Genomic DNA, 15,616 nt, shown 5'->3' with positions numbered 1-15,616 from the left:
GCTGCCTCACCTCGTCGTCCTCGCGCTGCCCCCGCGGTGGCGTGCCGGTGGCCGCCGAAGTCGCCAGGGTCCTGGGCATGCCCCGGGACGTGCTCGTGGCGCGGAAGGCCGGTCTTCCCGGCCGGCCGGAGACGGGCATCGACGGGTCGTGGACGACGACCCACCCGTGTTCGCCTGCTCGACATCGACCCTGGGCATGTCAGCGACGACCTGATGTTCCGCATGACAGGCACTCTGCAGCTGAGTCGTAGACGGTGATTGCCACCTCCGGACGTGCTGCGATGTTCCGTGAATGCCGGCTGTCGGGCGAGGACACCCACAGAACCCGGTGTGGTCCGTCGGCGGCGACGAACACCGGGCTGGCCCATGGCCGACCCTCGCCGTCCGCGGTGTCGAGGACGAGGTAGTGATGCTGTGCCGGCAGCTGCGGGACCGTTTCCCACCTCGTCAGTCCTCCGGTTCGTTGTGACATCGGGGCAGTCCTGGAGCGCCGGCATCCTCGCCACCACCGGGGGGTTTGCCAACAATCCTTCAGCCGGGGTGAAGATGGGGGATGGAACGGCAGGACATCGAGGTGTTTCTGCCAGACGGCGATCGCGCGAGCGATTGTCACCGGCCACGGCGCCACGGGTGAGCTCCGCCTCGGCTACATGTCCGCCGCCGTTGCCCGGCGCGTCCTGCCGCTGCCCGTTGCCGGACCGGATCTCACACGCGCTGGCGCGCAGGACGCGTTCGGCTCCTCACTCAATGAGGATCATCGCTTGGTTCGTTCTCCAGGCACTCGGGCCGGTGGCGAGCACGTCGACGCCTTCTCGACCCCCTGGTCCTCGGGGACTCGTCCGCCAGGCCGGTGGCCAGCAGCAGACGGCGCGCTCGCGCGATGCTCCCGTCGTCGGCGACGATCTCGATCGTCGCCGACGCGCTCCGCGGAGACGACCGACGCCCGTGCCGTGCGCGCGCCGAAGCGGGCGGCCTCTGCGTGGGCGAGTGAATCGACAGCGACGCTGTCACCGTGCGGCCTCACCTCGTGAACGTGCTGGCACCGCAGTACGCCGACGGTTCGAAGCGGCGGGCGATCCCGGCACGAGAAATCCGGCGCCTGGCCCCGGATGTGCTCGCGCTCCGGGAGGGGACCCACGGGGACGCGGGAATGTTCGTCGAAGAAGGCTGGCACGTCAGTCCCTCGGCGGCATGAGCACCTGCTTCCAAGACGCATGGTCGACCATGCACCCCGACGAACCAGGGCCCACCTTCACCTCGGGCAATCCACTCGTGGGCCGCATCTCATCCTGTCGGCGGGTCCTCGTTCAACCCGTGGGCGGCGTGCAGGCGAGTGACCATCACGGCTTGGTCGCCGACCTGACGCTTCCCGACCACCCTCCCGGCCGGTGGGCCGGCACATCCACGCGTCTCAGCACGTCGGAGGGCCACGGAAGTTGAGCCAGGGCCCGAGCGACCCTTCGGCATGCACCCCCGCACCGGCTCACGCGTGGGAGTACGCCCAGAACAGCTGGGCCGAATGCCTCGAAGCCGTCCAGGATGTCGACGGCCCGCAGGTTGTGAGCCTGCGGGCCTGTCGGATCCCGGCGCCTGACCGATGCGGGGCTCAGTTGCAGCAGTCGCAGCCCGGGCGGCACCCGCAACCGTCGGTCTCGGCACTCACGGGACCGACGGCCGGGGCGGCCGGGACCGCGCAGCAGCCCTTGCCCTGCCAGGCGTCACGGCCTTCCTTCACCGCGACCGCCGCGATGACGAGGGCGGCGATCGGGTCGGCCCAGGACCAGCCGAAGATGCTGTTGGCGAGGAGGCCGACGAGCAGGACCGCAGACAGATAGGTGCACAGCAGTGTCTGCTTGGAGTCCGCGACCGCGGAGGCGGAGCCGAGTTCGCGGCCCGCGCGGCGCTGGGCGGCGGACAGGAACGGCATCACGGCCAGAGACAGGGCAGCGAGCACGATGCCGACCATGGAGTGCCCGGCTTCGCCGTCGCCGGCCAGGGCTCGGACGGACTCGATGGCGACATACGCGGCGAGGGCGAAGAAGGAGACGGCGATGATCCGCAGGGTGGTCTTCTCCCGGGCCTCACGGACGGCGTAGTCGCGGGCGGAGAACTGCCAGGCGACCGCCGCGGCGGAGGAGACCTCGATGACAGAGTCGAGCCCGAAGCCGATCAGAGCAGTCGACGACGCTGTCGTCCCGGCGGTCAGCGCGACGACTGCCTCGATCACGTTGTAGGTGATCGTCGCGGCTACGAGGAGTCGTATGCGCCGGGTCAGGACATCACGCCGGGCCGGCGACGGGCTGAGGGACAGCGCGGTCATCAGCAGCACCCCTTCTCGTCGGGGGCCGCACAAGTGCGGTCGGTCTCGACGGCCACCACCGCGTTCCGCAGGTCGTCCAGCGCGTGACCGAGGCGTTCGTCGGCGAGTTCGTAGCGAGTGCGGCGGCCTTCCGGCACGGCCACGACCAATCCACAGTCCCGCAGACACGCGAGGTGATTCGAAAGCCGGGTCCGGGAGACCCCGAGTTCCTCGGCAAGGTCGGCGGGATGGGCAGGGGCTGTGCGCAGAGCGAGCAGGATGCGGCAGCGGATGGGGTCGGCCAGCGCACGGCCGAACCTGGCCAGCACCTCGACCTCGGGGGCGACGGTCAGCATGGAGCGAGAGTACACGCAAACCTGAATCCATGGAAACGTGAATAGCTTCCCCGTCTCGTCAGGGCATGGTGCAGGGGCGGAACACTGGCTGACCAGCAGTCGGGCGAAGAGGGCCGGGAAGGTGCGGGGATCCGGCCCGGACGCCGTTTCCGCCGACCTGTGCCGATCGTCCCCCGAGGGCGGCAGGCGGGCCAAGGCGGCGGACTCGACGACGAGCGTTCGCTTGCGGATCCCTATCCCTGGTACGAACCCCTCCGCAGCACTCACCGTGCCCGGTAGGACCCGCTCCCGTGCCCGGCTCTCCCCACCGGGATGCCCCCCGGCTTCTCGTCGCTCCGCACCTGGGAATACCTGTCTACGTTCGGTCAAGCGCAGTGACAACGTCACCTCGCCTCCCTCGCCCATGTGCGCGTGCGGCCTCCCAGATGACTCGTGCTCAAGGCCCGACGAGTACCCGGACCCCACGGTCCCGTCCGCCGATGGGATTGCGGCCCGGCTCCCCTCGAAAGCCGGGATACGGGGTAGAAGGAGGGAGGCGCATGTGTCGGCTGAGTCGTGGTCGGCAGGTCGTGCACGGTACGAACCGGAACTTCTCTCGCGGCTCGTTGCGTTCAAGGAGGTCGGAGTGCGTCTTCACCACAGCCGTCCCACTGATCGCGGGTACCGCCGCCTGCGCCACGGGCGCGGTTTCCGTTACCTCGACGCTCACGGTGAGCCGCTGCGCGATGCCGAAGAGCTGGCCCGTATCCGGGAGCTGGTCATCCCGCCGGCCTGGCGGGACGTGTGGATCTGCACCCGGTGCAACGGACATCTGCAGGCCGTCGGCACCGACGCCGCCGGACGGCGTCAATACTTGTACCACTCGCAGTTCCGTGCCGAGCAGGAGCAGGCCAAACACGAGCACGTGCTGGATGTCGCCGAGTCCCTGCCCGCGGCACGGGAGGTCGTCGAGGGGCATCTGCACGACCGCGGGCTGACGCGGCAGAGGGTCCTCGCCACCGCGGTGCGCCTGCTCGACCTCGGCTTCTTCCGCATCGGCAGCGACCGCTACACCGAAGTGAACAACAGCTACGGTCTCACCACGCTCCTGCGAGAGCACTCCAGCTGCCAGGCCGGCGAGATCCTGTTCGCCTACACCGGCAAGCACGGCAAGGAGATCATCCAGACCATCGCCGATCCCGCGGCTCGCCGCAGCCTCACCGCGCTCCTGCGCCGCCGCGGCGGCGGTGAACGGCTCCTGGCCTACTGGGACCGGCGTGCCTGGCACGATGTGAGCGGTCATGACGTCAACGCCTACCTCAAGGAGCTGACCGGTCTCGACATCACCGCCAAGGACTTCCGGACCTGGCACGCCACCGTCCTGGCCGCCGTCGCGCTGGCCGTCTCGCAATCCGTCGCACGCACCGAGACCGCCCGGCGCCGTGCCATCGCCAGGGCGGTGCGTGAGGTGTCCGGCTATCTCGGCAACACACCGGCCGTCTGCCGGGCCTCCTACATCAACCCGCGAGTGATCGAGCTGTACGAGGAAGGCGTGACGGTCGCATCCGCGCTGCCCCGTCTCGGCGACGAGGGCGCGTACGGCATCCCCGCGACCCAGGGACCCGGCGAGCGGGCCGTCCTGCATATGCTCCGCAACGGACCTGCGCCCGAGGGGGAGTAGAAGTGGACGAGGCTGTCGCGACCGTACGGGAATCACGGCAGCCGGCCCCCAGACCGAGTCGGACCCGGTGACGGAGTCCTTCGGAAGGCAGTCATGAGCGGAGCCGTCGGGCGGCGGTGTCGTCAGCCGGATAAGCGAGGCTGCTCGGGGTACAACGGATGTGGCTCCTGCTGCCGGGAGCTGGAGCGTGCCCGGATCATGGGCTGTTTCCGTGGATGAACGATGAACGAAGGATCGACAGTATGGCCAGCGGTACCGTCAAGTGGTTCAACTCCGAAAAGGGCTTCGGCTTCATCGAACAGGACGGTGGAGGCCCGGACGTCTTCGCGCACTACTCCGAGATCCAGGGCAGCGGGTACCGCGAGCTGACGGAGGGCGAGCACGTGACGTTCGAGATCGGGCAGGGACAGAAGGGCCCGCAGGCACAGAACATCGTCCGGGGCTGACCGGACGCCACGAAACGGCGAGGCGGTCGCCGCACAGCGGCAGCCGCCTCGCCGTCTCAGTGCGTGGATCACTCGTCCGCGCCCGGTCTCGGGCCGTCGTGTCGTTGGGCTGGGCGGGTCGCTGGCGGCACCCGTCCGATGTCGCCGGCCAGGGCCGCTGCCGTGAGGGTGGCCCGGCCCAGCGCGGGGGCCGCGGCGCCCAGGCGGCGTACCCGGCGGGGAAGCGTGGTGCAGAGGAGGAGAGCATCACCCACGTCCGAGGCGATGCGCACGGCGGCGGCCGTGGCCAGTGCCGGACCGCCGGGGCGAGGAGCATCACCAGGCCTTCGGCGGGGTCTCGCGACGCCAGGGGGCGGACGGCCATGGCGGCGTGCGGTCCGACGTCACCGTGCGCATCGACCAGGCCCGAGGGGCGGGCCAGCAGGCCCGGTCGGCCGGCCGTCACAACTCCGTAGGCGCACATGGCCGCCCCGAGCAGCCTCAGCAGTCCTGTTCGCACCGTCAGCACCTGGCGACACTTCGCCGCGCAGAAGTGTCGGATGTGGTTGTCCGGGACGTGGCCGGTCTCAGCCTCGGACTCCGTCTGCCGCAAGTACGGCGTGACGGTCATGGGGATGGGCGGTGCCGGCGAAGTCCGGGGTGAAGACTGAGCCGCGGTAGGCAGCGAGGTCGCCCAAGGCGACGATTCCCACCGGCCTCCCACTGCCGACGACCGGCAGGCAGCGCAAGGTTCTGCTTCGCATCAGACACACGGCCCGGTCGACGACCTCCTCGGGTGCGACGGCCGTCAACCCGCTCCTGCACGCCTCCGCGCGGCCGGAGACATCACCGCCTTCGGCGAGGACGCGCACGGTCAGGTCCCGGTCGGTGACCAGACCGCGGAGCCGGCCGTTCTTGGTCACCAGGACCGCGCTGATGCCGTGGTCTGGCATGTCTCACACCGACGAAGCCGGTCGAACTCTTCCCAGCTCTACCACCGCTCTGCACCGGATCTGGCACGGCGAGCGGGTCGTAGCCGTTTGTCGCGCGTGGCGGTTCCGAGACCGGGCAAGGAGGGCTACCCGGCTGATCGTGCTGGTTCCGTGCTCCGCGCCCCGGGAGTCGGCGTTCCGGTCCCGATGAGGATGCGAATCGGGTCCGCGCGCATCCAGCCTGCCGACCAGGGCGTCGACGCGTTGGCGAAGTGGTACGGGAGGCCGGTCCCGGCTGGTGCGTGCAGGCTGACAAGTGATGTCGGAATGGATGAGGGAAGGCCTCGATGACTTCCAGTGTCCGCGCGTTGGTGTTCGACGTGAACGAGACCCTGAGCGACCTCAATGGTCTCGGTCCGCGACTTGAGGAGGTCGGGGCCTCACCGGGTCTGGTGGCCGAGTGGTTTGCGGGTGTGCTCCGCGACGGGTTCGCGCTGACCGCGGCCGGAGGTTACGCCGAGTTCACCCAAGTGGCTGCCGAACGCCTGCGAGTCATGCTGGAGGAACGGCTCGACCACACCAGGGACGCGCATACGGATGCTCAGTACGTCGTCGAGGGAATCCCGGGGTTACCCACCCACGACGACGTGTGCGAGGGCATCCGCGAGCTGTATGAAGCAGGGCTGCCCTTGTTCGCGATGACCAACGGGTCGGCCGCATCCGCCGAGACCTTTCTACGTGGGGCCGGTCTCCTCGACCGGTTCCGGGCAGTGCTCTCCGTCGAGGAACCCCGTGTGTGGAAACCGGCACGGGCCGCATACCAGTACGCGGCACATCGCATGGGATACAAGGTCCAAGAGCTGATGATGGTTTCCGTACACCCCTGGGACATCGACGGTGCTCGGCGCGCTGGTCTGTCCACAGCCTGGTTGCGCCGTGCGGCTCCGGCCTACCCCGAGTTCCTGGGTGTGCCCGACCTGATCGTGCAGGCCCTGCCCCACCTTGCCGCGCTCCTGCCGCGGCAGGAGTGAGAGGAACACCTTCTCGGCCAACGCCCACAGCGGCATCGACGTGACCATCGCCAAAACCTTCGACGGGGAAGAATTGACGGGCTTTCCCCGGTGCTCGGTAGCGGCAACTGCTGGGAGGCCCGGATTTCGCCACTACCCGCAGCAGTCCCGTTGCACAGTGCTGTCCTGCACGGGGTCTTACTCATGAGATTTCTGACCGAAGTGTCCAGTCACGGACCTGTCGACTGCCGTTGCGGGATGCTGCCTGCCACCGAGCCACAGGGCGTTTCCCCATAGGGGCCTTGCCGACGATCAGGCGCCGTCACAGTTCAGACCGCCCGCGCAGGCCGGTGCCATCCACTCAGCACGTCACTACGCGGGAGGCGAACCATCATGACGACCCGGCAGCGCAGCACCTCCTCCAGCACGGATCCGCCCGTTCGGCGCGAGGTTGTGCTGGGCGTGGACACGCACGGCGAGATGCATGTCGCCGCGGTGATCTCCCCACTCGGGAAAATCTCGGGCACCGAGTCCTTTCCGGCCACGGCGGCCGGCTACCGGCAGTTGCTTGTCTGGGCCCGCAAGCGGGGGACGGTACGCCGAGCCGGCGTGGAGGGCACGAGTACCTCGGCACGGGTCTGTCCTGCTACCTGCCGACTCAGCACGTCCAGGTGTTTGAGGTGACCGGCCCGACCGATCGGCCCGCCGTCTGCTCGGCAAGTCGGATCCGCTCGAGCTCAGACCGCCACGCGGTCCGTGCTCAGCGGTCGTGCCCGGGCCCGGGCCAAGTCCGGCGACGGGCCGGCGCACAGCGCCCGGATCTTCGACGGTGGGGGAGACGAGGACGCGCCGAGCCAGGCCACTCACCTGACGCTGCGCATGCTTGCCGAGCGCATCGGACAGCTCACCGCTCAGATCAACGGGCTCAACCAGCGCCTGACCCGGCTCGTCGAACACCACGCCCCGCAGCTGCTCGAACCGGTGAGCATAGGCCCAGACAGCGCCGTCACTCTCCTGATCACCATGTGAGACAACCTCGAGCGGCTGAACACCGAGGCGTTCTTTGCCGCCCCGGAGTCAGCCCCATCGAGTACTCCTCCGGTCGGCGAAGAAGGCGCAGGCTCAACTACGGCAGCGACCGGCAGGCGAACGCCGCCCTGCACCGCATCGTCTTCACCCGGCTGCGCCACGACCCGCGCACCCAGGCGTACTACGACGCCGCACGCAGGAGGGCATGACCCGCCGTGAGATCATCCGATGCCTCAAGCGGTCCGCGGCCCGCGAGGTCTTCAATCTGGTCAGACCGGTGTCCCGCACCCCCGCGTTTTAGGGGCGTCCGTGATACGTGAGAGGGTCTGGGGCGTGAGTGAGACAGCACCGAACACCCTGCAATACCGCTTTGACGGGCCAGAAGACGCTCCGGTTCTGATCCTTGGTCCCTCACTGGGCACCACCTGGCACATGTGGGACCGGCAGGTGCCCGAGCTGGCTCAGCAGTGGCGGGTCTTCCGCTTCGACCTGCCCGGGCACGGCGGCGCCCCGGCCCACCCGGCGGGGTCCGTCGCCGACATCACCACGCGTCTGCTGGCCACCCTCGACGGACTCGGCGTGCAGCGCTTCGGGTACGCCGGATGCGCGTTCGGCGGCGCCGTCGGCATCGAGTTGGCGCTGCGCCACCCCGAGCGCCTGGCCTCCTTGGCGCTGATCGCCGCCTCGCCCCGGTTCGGCACCGCCGACGAGTTCCGCCAGCGCGGCGTGATCGTGCGCACCAACGGGCTCGACCCGATCGCCCGCAGCTCCCCGGAGCGCTGGTTCACCGGCGGGTACGCGGCCGCCCAGCCCGCGATCACCGAGTGGGCCGTGCAGATGGTCAGGACCACCGACCCCGGCTGCTACATCTCCGCCTGCGAGGCACTCGCCGCGTTCGACGTCCGCGGCGAGCTCGGCCGGGTCGGCGTCCCGACCCTGGTCCTCGTCGGCTCGGACGACCAGGTCACCGGCCCCGCCGAGGCCCGCACCCTGGTCGCCGGCATCCCCGACGCCCGGCTCGCGGTCGTCCCGGGCGCCTCCCACCTGGTCCCGGTCGAGCAGCCCGCCGCCGTCACCGACCTGCTCGTACGGCACTTCACCACCGCCTGGCAGGCCGCCCCCGACGCCACCTCCACCGGCCAGATCCCCGTCCCGGTCCACCCCGCCGCCCACCCGGTGCCGGTCGCCGGGCCCGTCGCCGCGCCCGTCCAGCCGGGGCCGGCCCAGCCGCCGCAGAGCGCGCCCATCGCCGCGATCGCCCCGGCGCCCGCCGTGCCGCCGCAGGCACAAGGGCGGCCCGATCCGTACGACGCGGGGCTCAAGGTGCGCCGCGAGGTCCTCGGCGACGGGCACGTCGACCAGGCGCTCGCGCAGGCGGACGAGTTCTCCGGGGACTTCCAGGAGTTCCTCACCCGGTACGCGTGGGGGGAGATCTGGGACCGGCCGGGGCTCGACCGGCGCTCGCGCAGCTGTGTCACCCTCACCGCCCTCGTCGCCGGCGGCCATGTGGACCAGCTGGCGCCCCACCTCAGGGCCGCCCTGCGCAACGGCCTCACCCCGGGCGAGATCAAGGAAGTACTGCTCCAGGCGGCCGTCTACTGCGGCGTGCCGGCCGCGAACGGTGCCTTCCGGGTGGCCCAGCAGGTCATCCGGGAGGAGACGACACCGCCCGAGTGAGTCCCGTGGGCCGGGAGCGGCGGCGCGGCGGCAGGATGGGGAGCATGAAGCTCACCAAGAAGTCGCACGCCTGTGTCCGCCTGGAAAAGGACGGGCAGACGCTCGTCCTGGACCCGGGCGGGTTCAGCGAGGAGGACGCCGCCCTCGGCGCGGACGCGATCCTCGTCACCCACGAGCACCCGGACCACTTCGACGAGCCGCGGCTGCGCGCCGCCATGGAGGACAACCCGGCCGCGGCGATCTGGACGCTGAAGTCGGTCGCCGAGAAGATCTCGGCGGCCTTCCCGGGCCGTGTCCACACCGTCGGCCACGGCGACACCTTCACCGCCGCCGGTTTCGACGTACAGGTCCACGGGGAGCTGCACGCGGTGATCCACCCGGACATCCCGCGCGTCACCAACGTCGGCTTCCTCGTGGACGGCGGCAAGGTCTTCCACCCCGGCGACGCCCTGACCGTCCCCGGCCACCCGGTGGAAACGCTGATGCTGCCGGTGATGGCCCCGTGGAACAAGATCGCCGAGGTGATCGAGTACGTGCGTGAGGTCCGACCGCGGCGGGCCTACGACATCCATGACGCGCTCCTCACCGACCTCGCCCGCCCGATCTACGACCGTCAGATCGGCGAGCTGGGCGGCTCCGAGCACCTGCGGCTGACCCCCGGCGAGGCGGCACGGCTCTGAGGCGCCGCCCCGGGCGGGACCGGTTGTCAGTCCCGCCCGGTAGGTTGTGGAGCATGCGCATCGCGACCTGGAACGTGAACTCGATCACCGCCCGCCTGCCGAGGCTCCTCGCCTGGCTGGAGAGCAGCGGCACCGACGTGCTGTGCCTCCAGGAGGCCAAGGTCGCCGAGGCGCAGTTCCCCTTCGACGAGCTGCGCGAGGCGGGCTACGAGGCGGCGGTCCACGCCACCGGCCGGTGGAACGGGGTGGCGGTGCTCTCCCGCGTCGGCCTCGACGACGTGGTCAAGGGCCTGCCCGGCGACCCGGGCTACGAGGGCGTCCAGGAGCCCCGCGCGATCTCCGCCACCTGCGGACCGGCCCGCGTCTGGTCGGTGTACGTGCCCAACGGCCGCGAGGTGGACCACCCCCACTACGCCTACAAGCTCCAGTGGTTCGAGGCACTGCGCGCCGCCGTCGAGGGCGACGCCTCCGGCAGCCGCCCCTTCGCCGTGATGGGGGACTACAACGTCGCGCCGACGGACGACGACGTCTACGACCGGTCGGCCTTCGAAGGCGCCACCCACGTCACCCCGGCCGAGCGCGCCGCCCTCGCCTCCCTGCGCGGCACCGGTCTGTCCGACGTCGTCCCGCGGCCCCTCAAGTACGACCACCCCTTCACGTACTGGGACTACCGCCAGCTCTGCTTCCCCAAGAACCGCGGCATGCGCATCGACCTGGTGTACGGCAACGAGCCCTTCGCCAAGGCGGTCACCGACTCCTACGTCGACCGGGAGGAGCGCAAGGGCAAGGGCGCCTCGGACCACGCGCCGGTCGTGGTGGACCTGGACCTCTAGCCACGCGCACGGGACCCGCGGGCGTACCCACCACGCAGCCTCTTGGCGTGCCCTGTGGTGCACATGGCGGTACGAATGACAGTCTGGAGGTATGAACTTCCCCTTCCTGGGCAAGCGGCGCGAAGATCCCCGGGCGCACGACGCGGAGGGCATCGGCGAGCTGCTCGCCGACTGTGATCTGCTGCGCTCGCAGGCGCTGCGGGAGGGGGTCGGGCTCGACGACTCCGTGCTCTCGCTGGAGCAGCTCGACCAGGTGCTGCCCCGGTGGCGCAGCGACGAGGAGATCATGGCCTGGCTCGGGAACGACGCCGGTCTGTACCTCGGCACCGTGATCGTGCGCACCGTGCCCGGTGCCGCCTGGACCATCCGGTCCGACGGGCAGCCGGTCGTCCGGCTCGCATCCGGCCGCGAGTTCGACGTGGTGGCGAGCGGTCACGCATGGGCGGAGGACGGCGTTCCCGAACTCTCGCAGTTGTACGGCGAGGTCGCCGAAGCGTGAAGTCCTGGCCCCACTTCCGGCGTAAATAGGGGTAATGATCGAAAGGTGCGTGTCGGCGGTATTCGTGCCGTTTGTCTCGATACGTTGCACGGGTCGGAGGGACGCGAACGCACGGGGGACCTACGCAGGGTGCAGCCGGAGATCACTGCTCGCGGGCGAGGAGAAGGTCAGCTGCATACCGGCGAGCGACCTCGTCGAGGCGCCGCTCGACGACGTGGCGCTCGCCGGTCGGCTCAGCGGGAGGTGCCGGACGGTGTCGAAGGCAGGTACCGGGGCGCCCGCCAGGCGTCCAGCCGGTGCTCCACCGCCGCACCCAGGGAGAGCAGTTCGGCGTCCTGGAGGTCGCCCGCCATCAGGAGCAGCCCGACCGGCAGTTCACCGACGAAGCCGGCCGGTACGGACAGGGAGGGGTACCCGGCGACGGCGGCCGGGGTGGAGGACGGGATCACGTCGTTGTCGCCGCGCGCGCAGTCGGTGGTCCAGGCGGGCGGGTTGGCCGGGGAGGCGATGGCGTCCAGGTCGTGTGCGGCCATGACCTCGTCGATGGACCGGCGGGACAGGTCCGTCAACTCCGCGCGCATCGCCAGGTACTCCGGATCGGTGGTGGACGGCGCGGCCAGCGCCTGTTCGAACAGCTCCTGCCCGGCGAAGCAGGTCTGCTCCCGCGGGTGCGTGCGATTGAACTCGATCAGTTCGGCCAGGTCCTGCGGCCCTTCGCGGGTGGGCAGGTAGGCGTCGATGTCCCGGTGGAACTCGCTCAGCAGAGCCGGGAACTCGAGTTCGGCCAGCCGCTCCTGGTACGGCATGCTCACCTCGACGACCTCGGCCCCCGCGTCGGTCAGCCGCTCGGCCGTACGGGTCATGAGGGCGTCCACCTCGGCGCCGAGCGACGGGAGCCGCCACAGGCCGATGCGCTTGCCGCGCAGGCCACCCGGCCGGCCGGCCGCGTCCATGAGGCCCGCGTTCATGAGGCCCGCGTCCGTGCGGCTCGGAGTGCCGTGGGTGCGGACGGTGTCACGGCCGCCGAGCACGGCGAGGGTGAGCGCGGCGTCGATCACGTTGCGGGCCATGGGTCCCGCGGTGTCCTGCTCGGCGGAGATCGGTACGACGCCCGACTGGCTGACCACTCCGAGGCTGGGCTTGAGGCCGACCACGCCGTTCATCCCGGCGGGGCACACGATGGAGCCGTCCGTCTCGGTGCCGATCGCCACCTGGGCCAGCGACGCGGCGAGCGCCGCGGCCGAACCGGAGGACGAACCGCAGGGGTTGCGGTCCAGGACGTACGGGTTGTTCGTCTGTCCGCCCACCGCCGACCACCCCGACGTGGGCTTGGCCGCACGGAAGTTGGCCCACTCGGACAGGTTGGTCTTGCCGAGGATCACCGCGCCGGCCGCCCGTAGCTTCCCGACCAGCTCGGCGTCGGTGTCCGGTGGGCTGCCGGCCAGCGCCAGCGATCCGGCGGTGGTGGGCATGTCGCGGGTGTTCACATTGTCCTTGAGCAGGACGGGGATGCCGTCCAGCGGCCCACGGGACTTGCCGAGGCGGTGCCGCAGGTCGCTGGCGGCCGCCTGGCGCAGGGCCGTGGGGCTCGTGCGCAGCACCGCGTTGATCCTCGGGTCGACGGCCTTGATCCGCCGCAGGTAGGCCAGGGTCAGCCGGAGCGAGGACAGCGACCCGCGGTTCATGCGGGCCTGTAGTTCGGGGATGGTCACCGTGTCGAGGTCGACTCCGCCGACCAGCGTCGACTCGGCGGGTCGCGCCGCGTCGCCGGGTCCGGATTCGGCGGCCCCGGCCCGTTGACCGGGTGCCGCCGCGACGAGAGGGACCACGACCAGGATTGCGGTCAGGGCCGCCAGGCTTCTCTTCTTCATGCCGGACAGCCCACTACACCGGCCCGTCCGGCACAAGAGGCTCCTCGGCCGGGGCAGTTGACGCGCGCACCAGGGTGCGGTGGGGCGGTGTGCGACCCCTTGACGGAGCCCCGCCCTTCGCTAAGGTCTAGACCTGCACGCGTAGGTCTAGACCTGCGTTGCGGGTTGCCTCATCGGCAACGTCGTGAGCCGGGGCAGGCTGATTCGACGTGGACCGAAGGGAAAAGTGATGTCATGGGCATGAAAAGGAAGCTGGCCGCGGCCGTGGGGGCGCTGGTCGCTCCCGTGGTGGCCCTGAGTCTGCCGGCGCCGACGGCGAGCGCCCACGGCTGGGTGGTCTCGCCGGGGAGCCGACAGGACCAGTGTGCCAACCGCGTGGTGCAGTGCGGCCAGATCAAGTGGGAGCCGGCGAGCGTCGAGGGCCCGAAGGGGCTGCGCAATTGCAGTGGCGGGGACGCCCGGTGGGCCGACCTGGACGACGACGCCAAGGGCTGGCGGGTCACCCCGATCGGGACCACGCACACCTTCACCTGGACCATCGAGGCACGGCACGCCACCAGCAACTGGCAGTACTTCATCGGTGACCGGAAGATCGCCCAGTTCGACGGGCACGGCGCACTGCCGCCCGCCTCGGTCAGCCACCAGCTGGACTTCGGCGGGATCACCGGGCGGCAGAAGGTGCTCGCGGTCTGGAACATCGCGGACACCGCCAACGCCTTCTACGCCTGCATCGACGTCAACATCGGTGGCGGGGACGACGGCGGCGGTGACGACGGAGGCGGCGACGGCGGTGGCGGCGACCAGCCGGGCGACTGCGTCGCGGGAGCCTGGAACGCCGGGAGCGTCTACAACGGCGGCGAAACCGTCTCCCACGACGGCCACACCTGGCGTGCCAAGTGGTGGGTGACCGGCGAGGAGCCCGGTACCACCGGCGAGTGGGGTGTCTGGGAGGACCTCGGCGCCTGCTGAACCGAGTCCGACCGGCCGGCGCACGCACCCGGAAGGTGCGTGCGCCGGCCGGCGCCGTCGTGGGCGGGCCCGGACCGGTCCGCACCTCAGAGCCTTCTGACACCGCGCCGTTGGCGTCCGGCCGGTGGTGTGCGGTCACCGGTCCCGTGAAGGAGCGTCATAGAAGGAAGTTCCCGGCGCGGGTGAGTGGCGACGGGCGCGTGACGGGAAGTGGCCGACGGGTCAGACGTGGTCCCGGGCGCGCCCCTCGAGCTCCTCGATGCCGTGGTTGAACTCGACCATCAGAGTGAGGAACTGCTGGGTGCGCTCCTCGTCCCAGCCCGCCGCCTCGATCAGCCGCGCGGCCCCGCCCGGCGGGGCCGTGAAGCTCCGCTGAACCCCGTCCCGCCAGCCCTCCCCACCCCCCCTACTCCTCCCCGCCCCCAACTCCTCCCCGCTGCTCCCCCGTACCCCACCGAGAACCATCAGGAGAAGACCATCATGGGAACCATCGCCGTCACCGGGGCCGCGTCCGGCATGGGCGCCTCGATCGCCGACCGGCTCACCGCACAGGGGCACCGCGTCATCGGTGTCGATCTGCGCGGCACCGAGGTGGAGGCCGACCTCGGCACCCCGGCGGGCCGGACCGCCGCGGCGGCCGATATCACCCGGCTGTGCGAAGGGCGGCTCGACGGCTTCGTGCCGTTCGCCGGGATCTCGGGCGGAGCGGGCCGGCCCGCGAGCCTCCTCGTCTCCGTCAACTACTTCGGTGCCGTCGGACTGCTGGAGGGGCTGCGGCCGGCGCTGGCCGCCGCGGGGGAGTCCTCCGTGGTGCTCGCCTCCTCCAACTCCACCACCACGCAGCCGGGCTGGGACCCGGGGCTGGCCGAGACCTGCCTGGCGGGCGACGAGGAGGCGGCCCGGGCGCTCGCGGACGCCGGGGCCGACGAGGGAGGCGTCCTCACCTACCCGGCCACCAAGGCCGCGATCGCCTACTACACCCGCACCCGTGCGTCCGACTACATCGCGGACGGCATTCGCCTCAACGCCATCGCGCCGGGCTTCATCGACACGCCGATGACCCGGGCGGGCCGGAAGGACCCGCGGATCGCCGCCGGTATCGAGGCGTTCCTCCGGTCCGTGCCGGCGGGCCGGGCGGGCACGCCCGAGGAGGTCGCGGAACTGGTCGTCTTCCTGCTGTCCGCCAAGTCGGGTTACTGCGTCGGCACGGTGATGTTCTGCGACGGAGGCCTGGAGGCCGAGCTGCGCGGCCCGGACTGGCCCAAGGTGCTTACGCCGCAAGGGTGAGACAGCCGGTGGTGATATCGCTGTCAGTCGCCTGCCCCCTGCTCGGCCCACAGGCGTTGGCATCGATAACATGATCTGCCATAGTCGCA

General features: G+C 70.7%; 17 protein-coding genes. 11 read left to right on the top strand and 6 right to left on the bottom strand.

Annotated features, from left to right (window positions below):
* Positions 1 to 199: 199 nt before the first annotated feature.
* From B9W62_RS41185 to B9W62_RS07125, 3 genes are all read right to left on the bottom strand, one after another.
* Positions 200 to 472 (bottom strand): pyridoxamine 5'-phosphate oxidase family protein, encoded by a 273-nt coding sequence (locus B9W62_RS41185; protein ID WP_087806269.1) that lies wholly within the window; start codon positions 470 to 472, stop codon positions 200 to 202.
* A gap of 1,134 nt (positions 473 to 1,606) precedes the next feature.
* On the bottom strand, positions 1,607 to 2,320 hold the full coding sequence (locus tag B9W62_RS07130) for a cation efflux transmembrane domain-containing protein (RefSeq protein WP_087811785.1): 714 nt from the start codon (positions 2,318 to 2,320) through the stop codon (positions 1,607 to 1,609).
* Positions 2,320 to 2,655 carry an ArsR/SmtB family transcription factor gene (locus B9W62_RS07125; RefSeq protein WP_087806267.1) on the bottom strand — a complete coding sequence of 112 codons (336 nt, stop codon included), beginning with the start codon at positions 2,653 to 2,655 and terminating at the stop codon, positions 2,320 to 2,322. Before B9W62_RS07125 ends, B9W62_RS07130 begins: the two co-directional genes overlap by 1 nt.
* Positions 2,656 to 3,280: 625 nt before the next feature.
* Between B9W62_RS07125 and B9W62_RS07120 the strand changes: the two genes are divergently transcribed.
* Both B9W62_RS07120 and B9W62_RS07115 read left to right on the top strand, forming a co-directional pair.
* The gene (locus B9W62_RS07120; RefSeq protein WP_087806265.1) at positions 3,281 to 4,315 is read left to right on the top strand and encodes a DNA topoisomerase IB; all 1,035 of its coding nucleotides are present in this window, start codon (positions 3,281 to 3,283) and stop codon (positions 4,313 to 4,315) included.
* 242 nt (positions 4,316 to 4,557) lie between these two features.
* Positions 4,558 to 4,761, top strand: coding sequence for a cold-shock protein (locus B9W62_RS07115; protein ID WP_087788970.1), 204 nt, complete (start codon positions 4,558 to 4,560; stop codon positions 4,759 to 4,761).
* A 566-nt stretch (positions 4,762 to 5,327) separates the two neighbouring features.
* On the opposite strand, the gene B9W62_RS07105 is transcribed toward B9W62_RS07115, so the two are convergent.
* A complete protein-coding gene (locus tag B9W62_RS07105; protein WP_373433666.1) occupies positions 5,328 to 5,663 on the bottom strand; it encodes a CBS domain-containing protein in 336 nt (111 codons plus the stop codon).
* A 356-nt stretch (positions 5,664 to 6,019) separates the two neighbouring features.
* Between B9W62_RS07105 and B9W62_RS07100 the strand changes: the two genes are divergently transcribed.
* The 7 genes from B9W62_RS07100 to B9W62_RS07075 all read left to right on the top strand — a co-directional run bounded on the left by B9W62_RS07100 (position 6,020) and on the right by B9W62_RS07075 (position 11,400).
* On the top strand, positions 6,020 to 6,703 hold the full coding sequence (locus tag B9W62_RS07100; protein WP_087806261.1) for a haloacid dehalogenase type II: 684 nt from the start codon (positions 6,020 to 6,022) through the stop codon (positions 6,701 to 6,703).
* Positions 6,704 to 7,438: 735 nt separating this feature from the next.
* Entirely contained in the window at positions 7,439 to 7,711 is a 273-nt protein-coding gene (locus B9W62_RS40620) for a hypothetical protein (RefSeq protein ID WP_256976217.1), read from the top strand.
* On the top strand, positions 7,708 to 7,920 hold the full coding sequence (locus tag B9W62_RS40615; protein WP_256976216.1) for a transposase: 213 nt from the start codon (positions 7,708 to 7,710) through the stop codon (positions 7,918 to 7,920). Before B9W62_RS40620 ends, B9W62_RS40615 begins: the two co-directional genes overlap by 4 nt.
* A 124-nt stretch (positions 7,921 to 8,044) precedes the next feature.
* Complete coding sequence (locus B9W62_RS07090; protein ID WP_087806259.1) at positions 8,045 to 9,388, top strand: bifunctional 3-oxoadipate enol-lactonase/4-carboxymuconolactone decarboxylase PcaDC; 1,344 nt, start codon at positions 8,045 to 8,047, stop codon at positions 9,386 to 9,388.
* Between the two features lie 44 nt (positions 9,389 to 9,432).
* A complete protein-coding gene (locus B9W62_RS07085; RefSeq protein WP_087806257.1) occupies positions 9,433 to 10,068 on the top strand; it encodes an MBL fold metallo-hydrolase in 636 nt (211 codons plus the stop codon).
* A 53-nt stretch (positions 10,069 to 10,121) separates the two neighbouring features.
* Positions 10,122 to 10,901, top strand: a complete 780-nt coding sequence (locus B9W62_RS07080; protein ID WP_087806255.1) for an exodeoxyribonuclease III — start codon at positions 10,122 to 10,124, stop codon at positions 10,899 to 10,901.
* A 91-nt stretch (positions 10,902 to 10,992) separates the two neighbouring features.
* Positions 10,993 to 11,400, top strand: a complete 408-nt coding sequence (locus B9W62_RS07075) for a DUF6278 family protein (RefSeq protein ID WP_087806253.1) — start codon at positions 10,993 to 10,995, stop codon at positions 11,398 to 11,400.
* 233 nt (positions 11,401 to 11,633) lie between these two features.
* Here the strand turns inward: B9W62_RS07075 and B9W62_RS07070 are convergent, their stop codons facing one another.
* Positions 11,634 to 13,271 carry an amidase family protein gene (locus tag B9W62_RS07070; RefSeq protein ID WP_087806251.1) on the bottom strand — a complete coding sequence of 546 codons (1,638 nt, stop codon included), beginning with the start codon at positions 13,269 to 13,271 and terminating at the stop codon, positions 11,634 to 11,636.
* Positions 13,272 to 13,505: 234 nt separating this feature from the next.
* Between B9W62_RS07070 and B9W62_RS07065 the strand changes: the two genes are divergently transcribed.
* Complete coding sequence (locus B9W62_RS07065; RefSeq protein ID WP_087806249.1) at positions 13,506 to 14,240, top strand: lytic polysaccharide monooxygenase; 735 nt, start codon at positions 13,506 to 13,508, stop codon at positions 14,238 to 14,240.
* 222 nt (positions 14,241 to 14,462) lie between these two features.
* Here the strand turns inward: B9W62_RS07065 and B9W62_RS40610 are convergent, their stop codons facing one another.
* Complete coding sequence (locus tag B9W62_RS40610) at positions 14,463 to 14,705, bottom strand: hypothetical protein (RefSeq protein ID WP_256976215.1); 243 nt, start codon at positions 14,703 to 14,705, stop codon at positions 14,463 to 14,465.
* Between the two features lie 15 nt (positions 14,706 to 14,720).
* Here B9W62_RS40610 and B9W62_RS07055 point away from each other — a divergent pair, with 15 nt between their 5' ends.
* Complete coding sequence (locus B9W62_RS07055) at positions 14,721 to 15,527, top strand: SDR family oxidoreductase (RefSeq protein ID WP_087806247.1); 807 nt, start codon at positions 14,721 to 14,723, stop codon at positions 15,525 to 15,527.
* Positions 15,528 to 15,616 lie beyond the last annotated feature (89 nt).

The organism is Streptomyces sp. CS113, assembly GCF_002188365.1.
GTDB classification, from domain to species: domain Bacteria; phylum Actinomycetota; class Actinomycetes; order Streptomycetales; family Streptomycetaceae; genus Streptomyces; species Streptomyces tendae.
This window is presented reverse-complemented; position numbering and strand designations above follow the sequence as displayed.

Excerpts from the sequence above, each read along its gene's own strand:
- B9W62_RS41185 (WP_087806269.1), bottom strand. The coding sequence starts at position 472 with ATGTCACAACGAACCGGAGGACTGACGAGGTGGGAAACGGTCCCGCAG.
- B9W62_RS07130 (WP_087811785.1), bottom strand. The coding sequence starts at position 2,320 with ATGACCGCGCTGTCCCTCAGCCCGTCGCCGGCCCGGCGTGATGTCCTG.
- B9W62_RS07125 (WP_087806267.1), bottom strand. The coding sequence starts at position 2,655 with ATGCTGACCGTCGCCCCCGAGGTCGAGGTGCTGGCCAGGTTCGGCCGT.
- B9W62_RS07115 (WP_087788970.1), top strand. The coding sequence starts at position 4,558 with ATGGCCAGCGGTACCGTCAAGTGGTTCAACTCCGAAAAGGGCTTCGGC.
- B9W62_RS07100 (WP_087806261.1), top strand. The coding sequence starts at position 6,020 with ATGACTTCCAGTGTCCGCGCGTTGGTGTTCGACGTGAACGAGACCCTG.
- B9W62_RS07085 (WP_087806257.1), top strand. The coding sequence starts at position 9,433 with ATGAAGCTCACCAAGAAGTCGCACGCCTGTGTCCGCCTGGAAAAGGAC.
- B9W62_RS07080 (WP_087806255.1), top strand. The coding sequence starts at position 10,122 with ATGCGCATCGCGACCTGGAACGTGAACTCGATCACCGCCCGCCTGCCG.
- B9W62_RS07075 (WP_087806253.1), top strand. The coding sequence starts at position 10,993 with ATGAACTTCCCCTTCCTGGGCAAGCGGCGCGAAGATCCCCGGGCGCAC.
- B9W62_RS07070 (WP_087806251.1), bottom strand. The coding sequence starts at position 13,271 with ATGAAGAAGAGAAGCCTGGCGGCCCTGACCGCAATCCTGGTCGTGGTC.
- B9W62_RS07065 (WP_087806249.1), top strand. The coding sequence starts at position 13,506 with ATGGGCATGAAAAGGAAGCTGGCCGCGGCCGTGGGGGCGCTGGTCGCT.
- B9W62_RS40610 (WP_256976215.1), bottom strand. The coding sequence starts at position 14,705 with ATGGTTCTCGGTGGGGTACGGGGGAGCAGCGGGGAGGAGTTGGGGGCG.
- B9W62_RS07055 (WP_087806247.1), top strand. The coding sequence starts at position 14,721 with ATGGGAACCATCGCCGTCACCGGGGCCGCGTCCGGCATGGGCGCCTCG.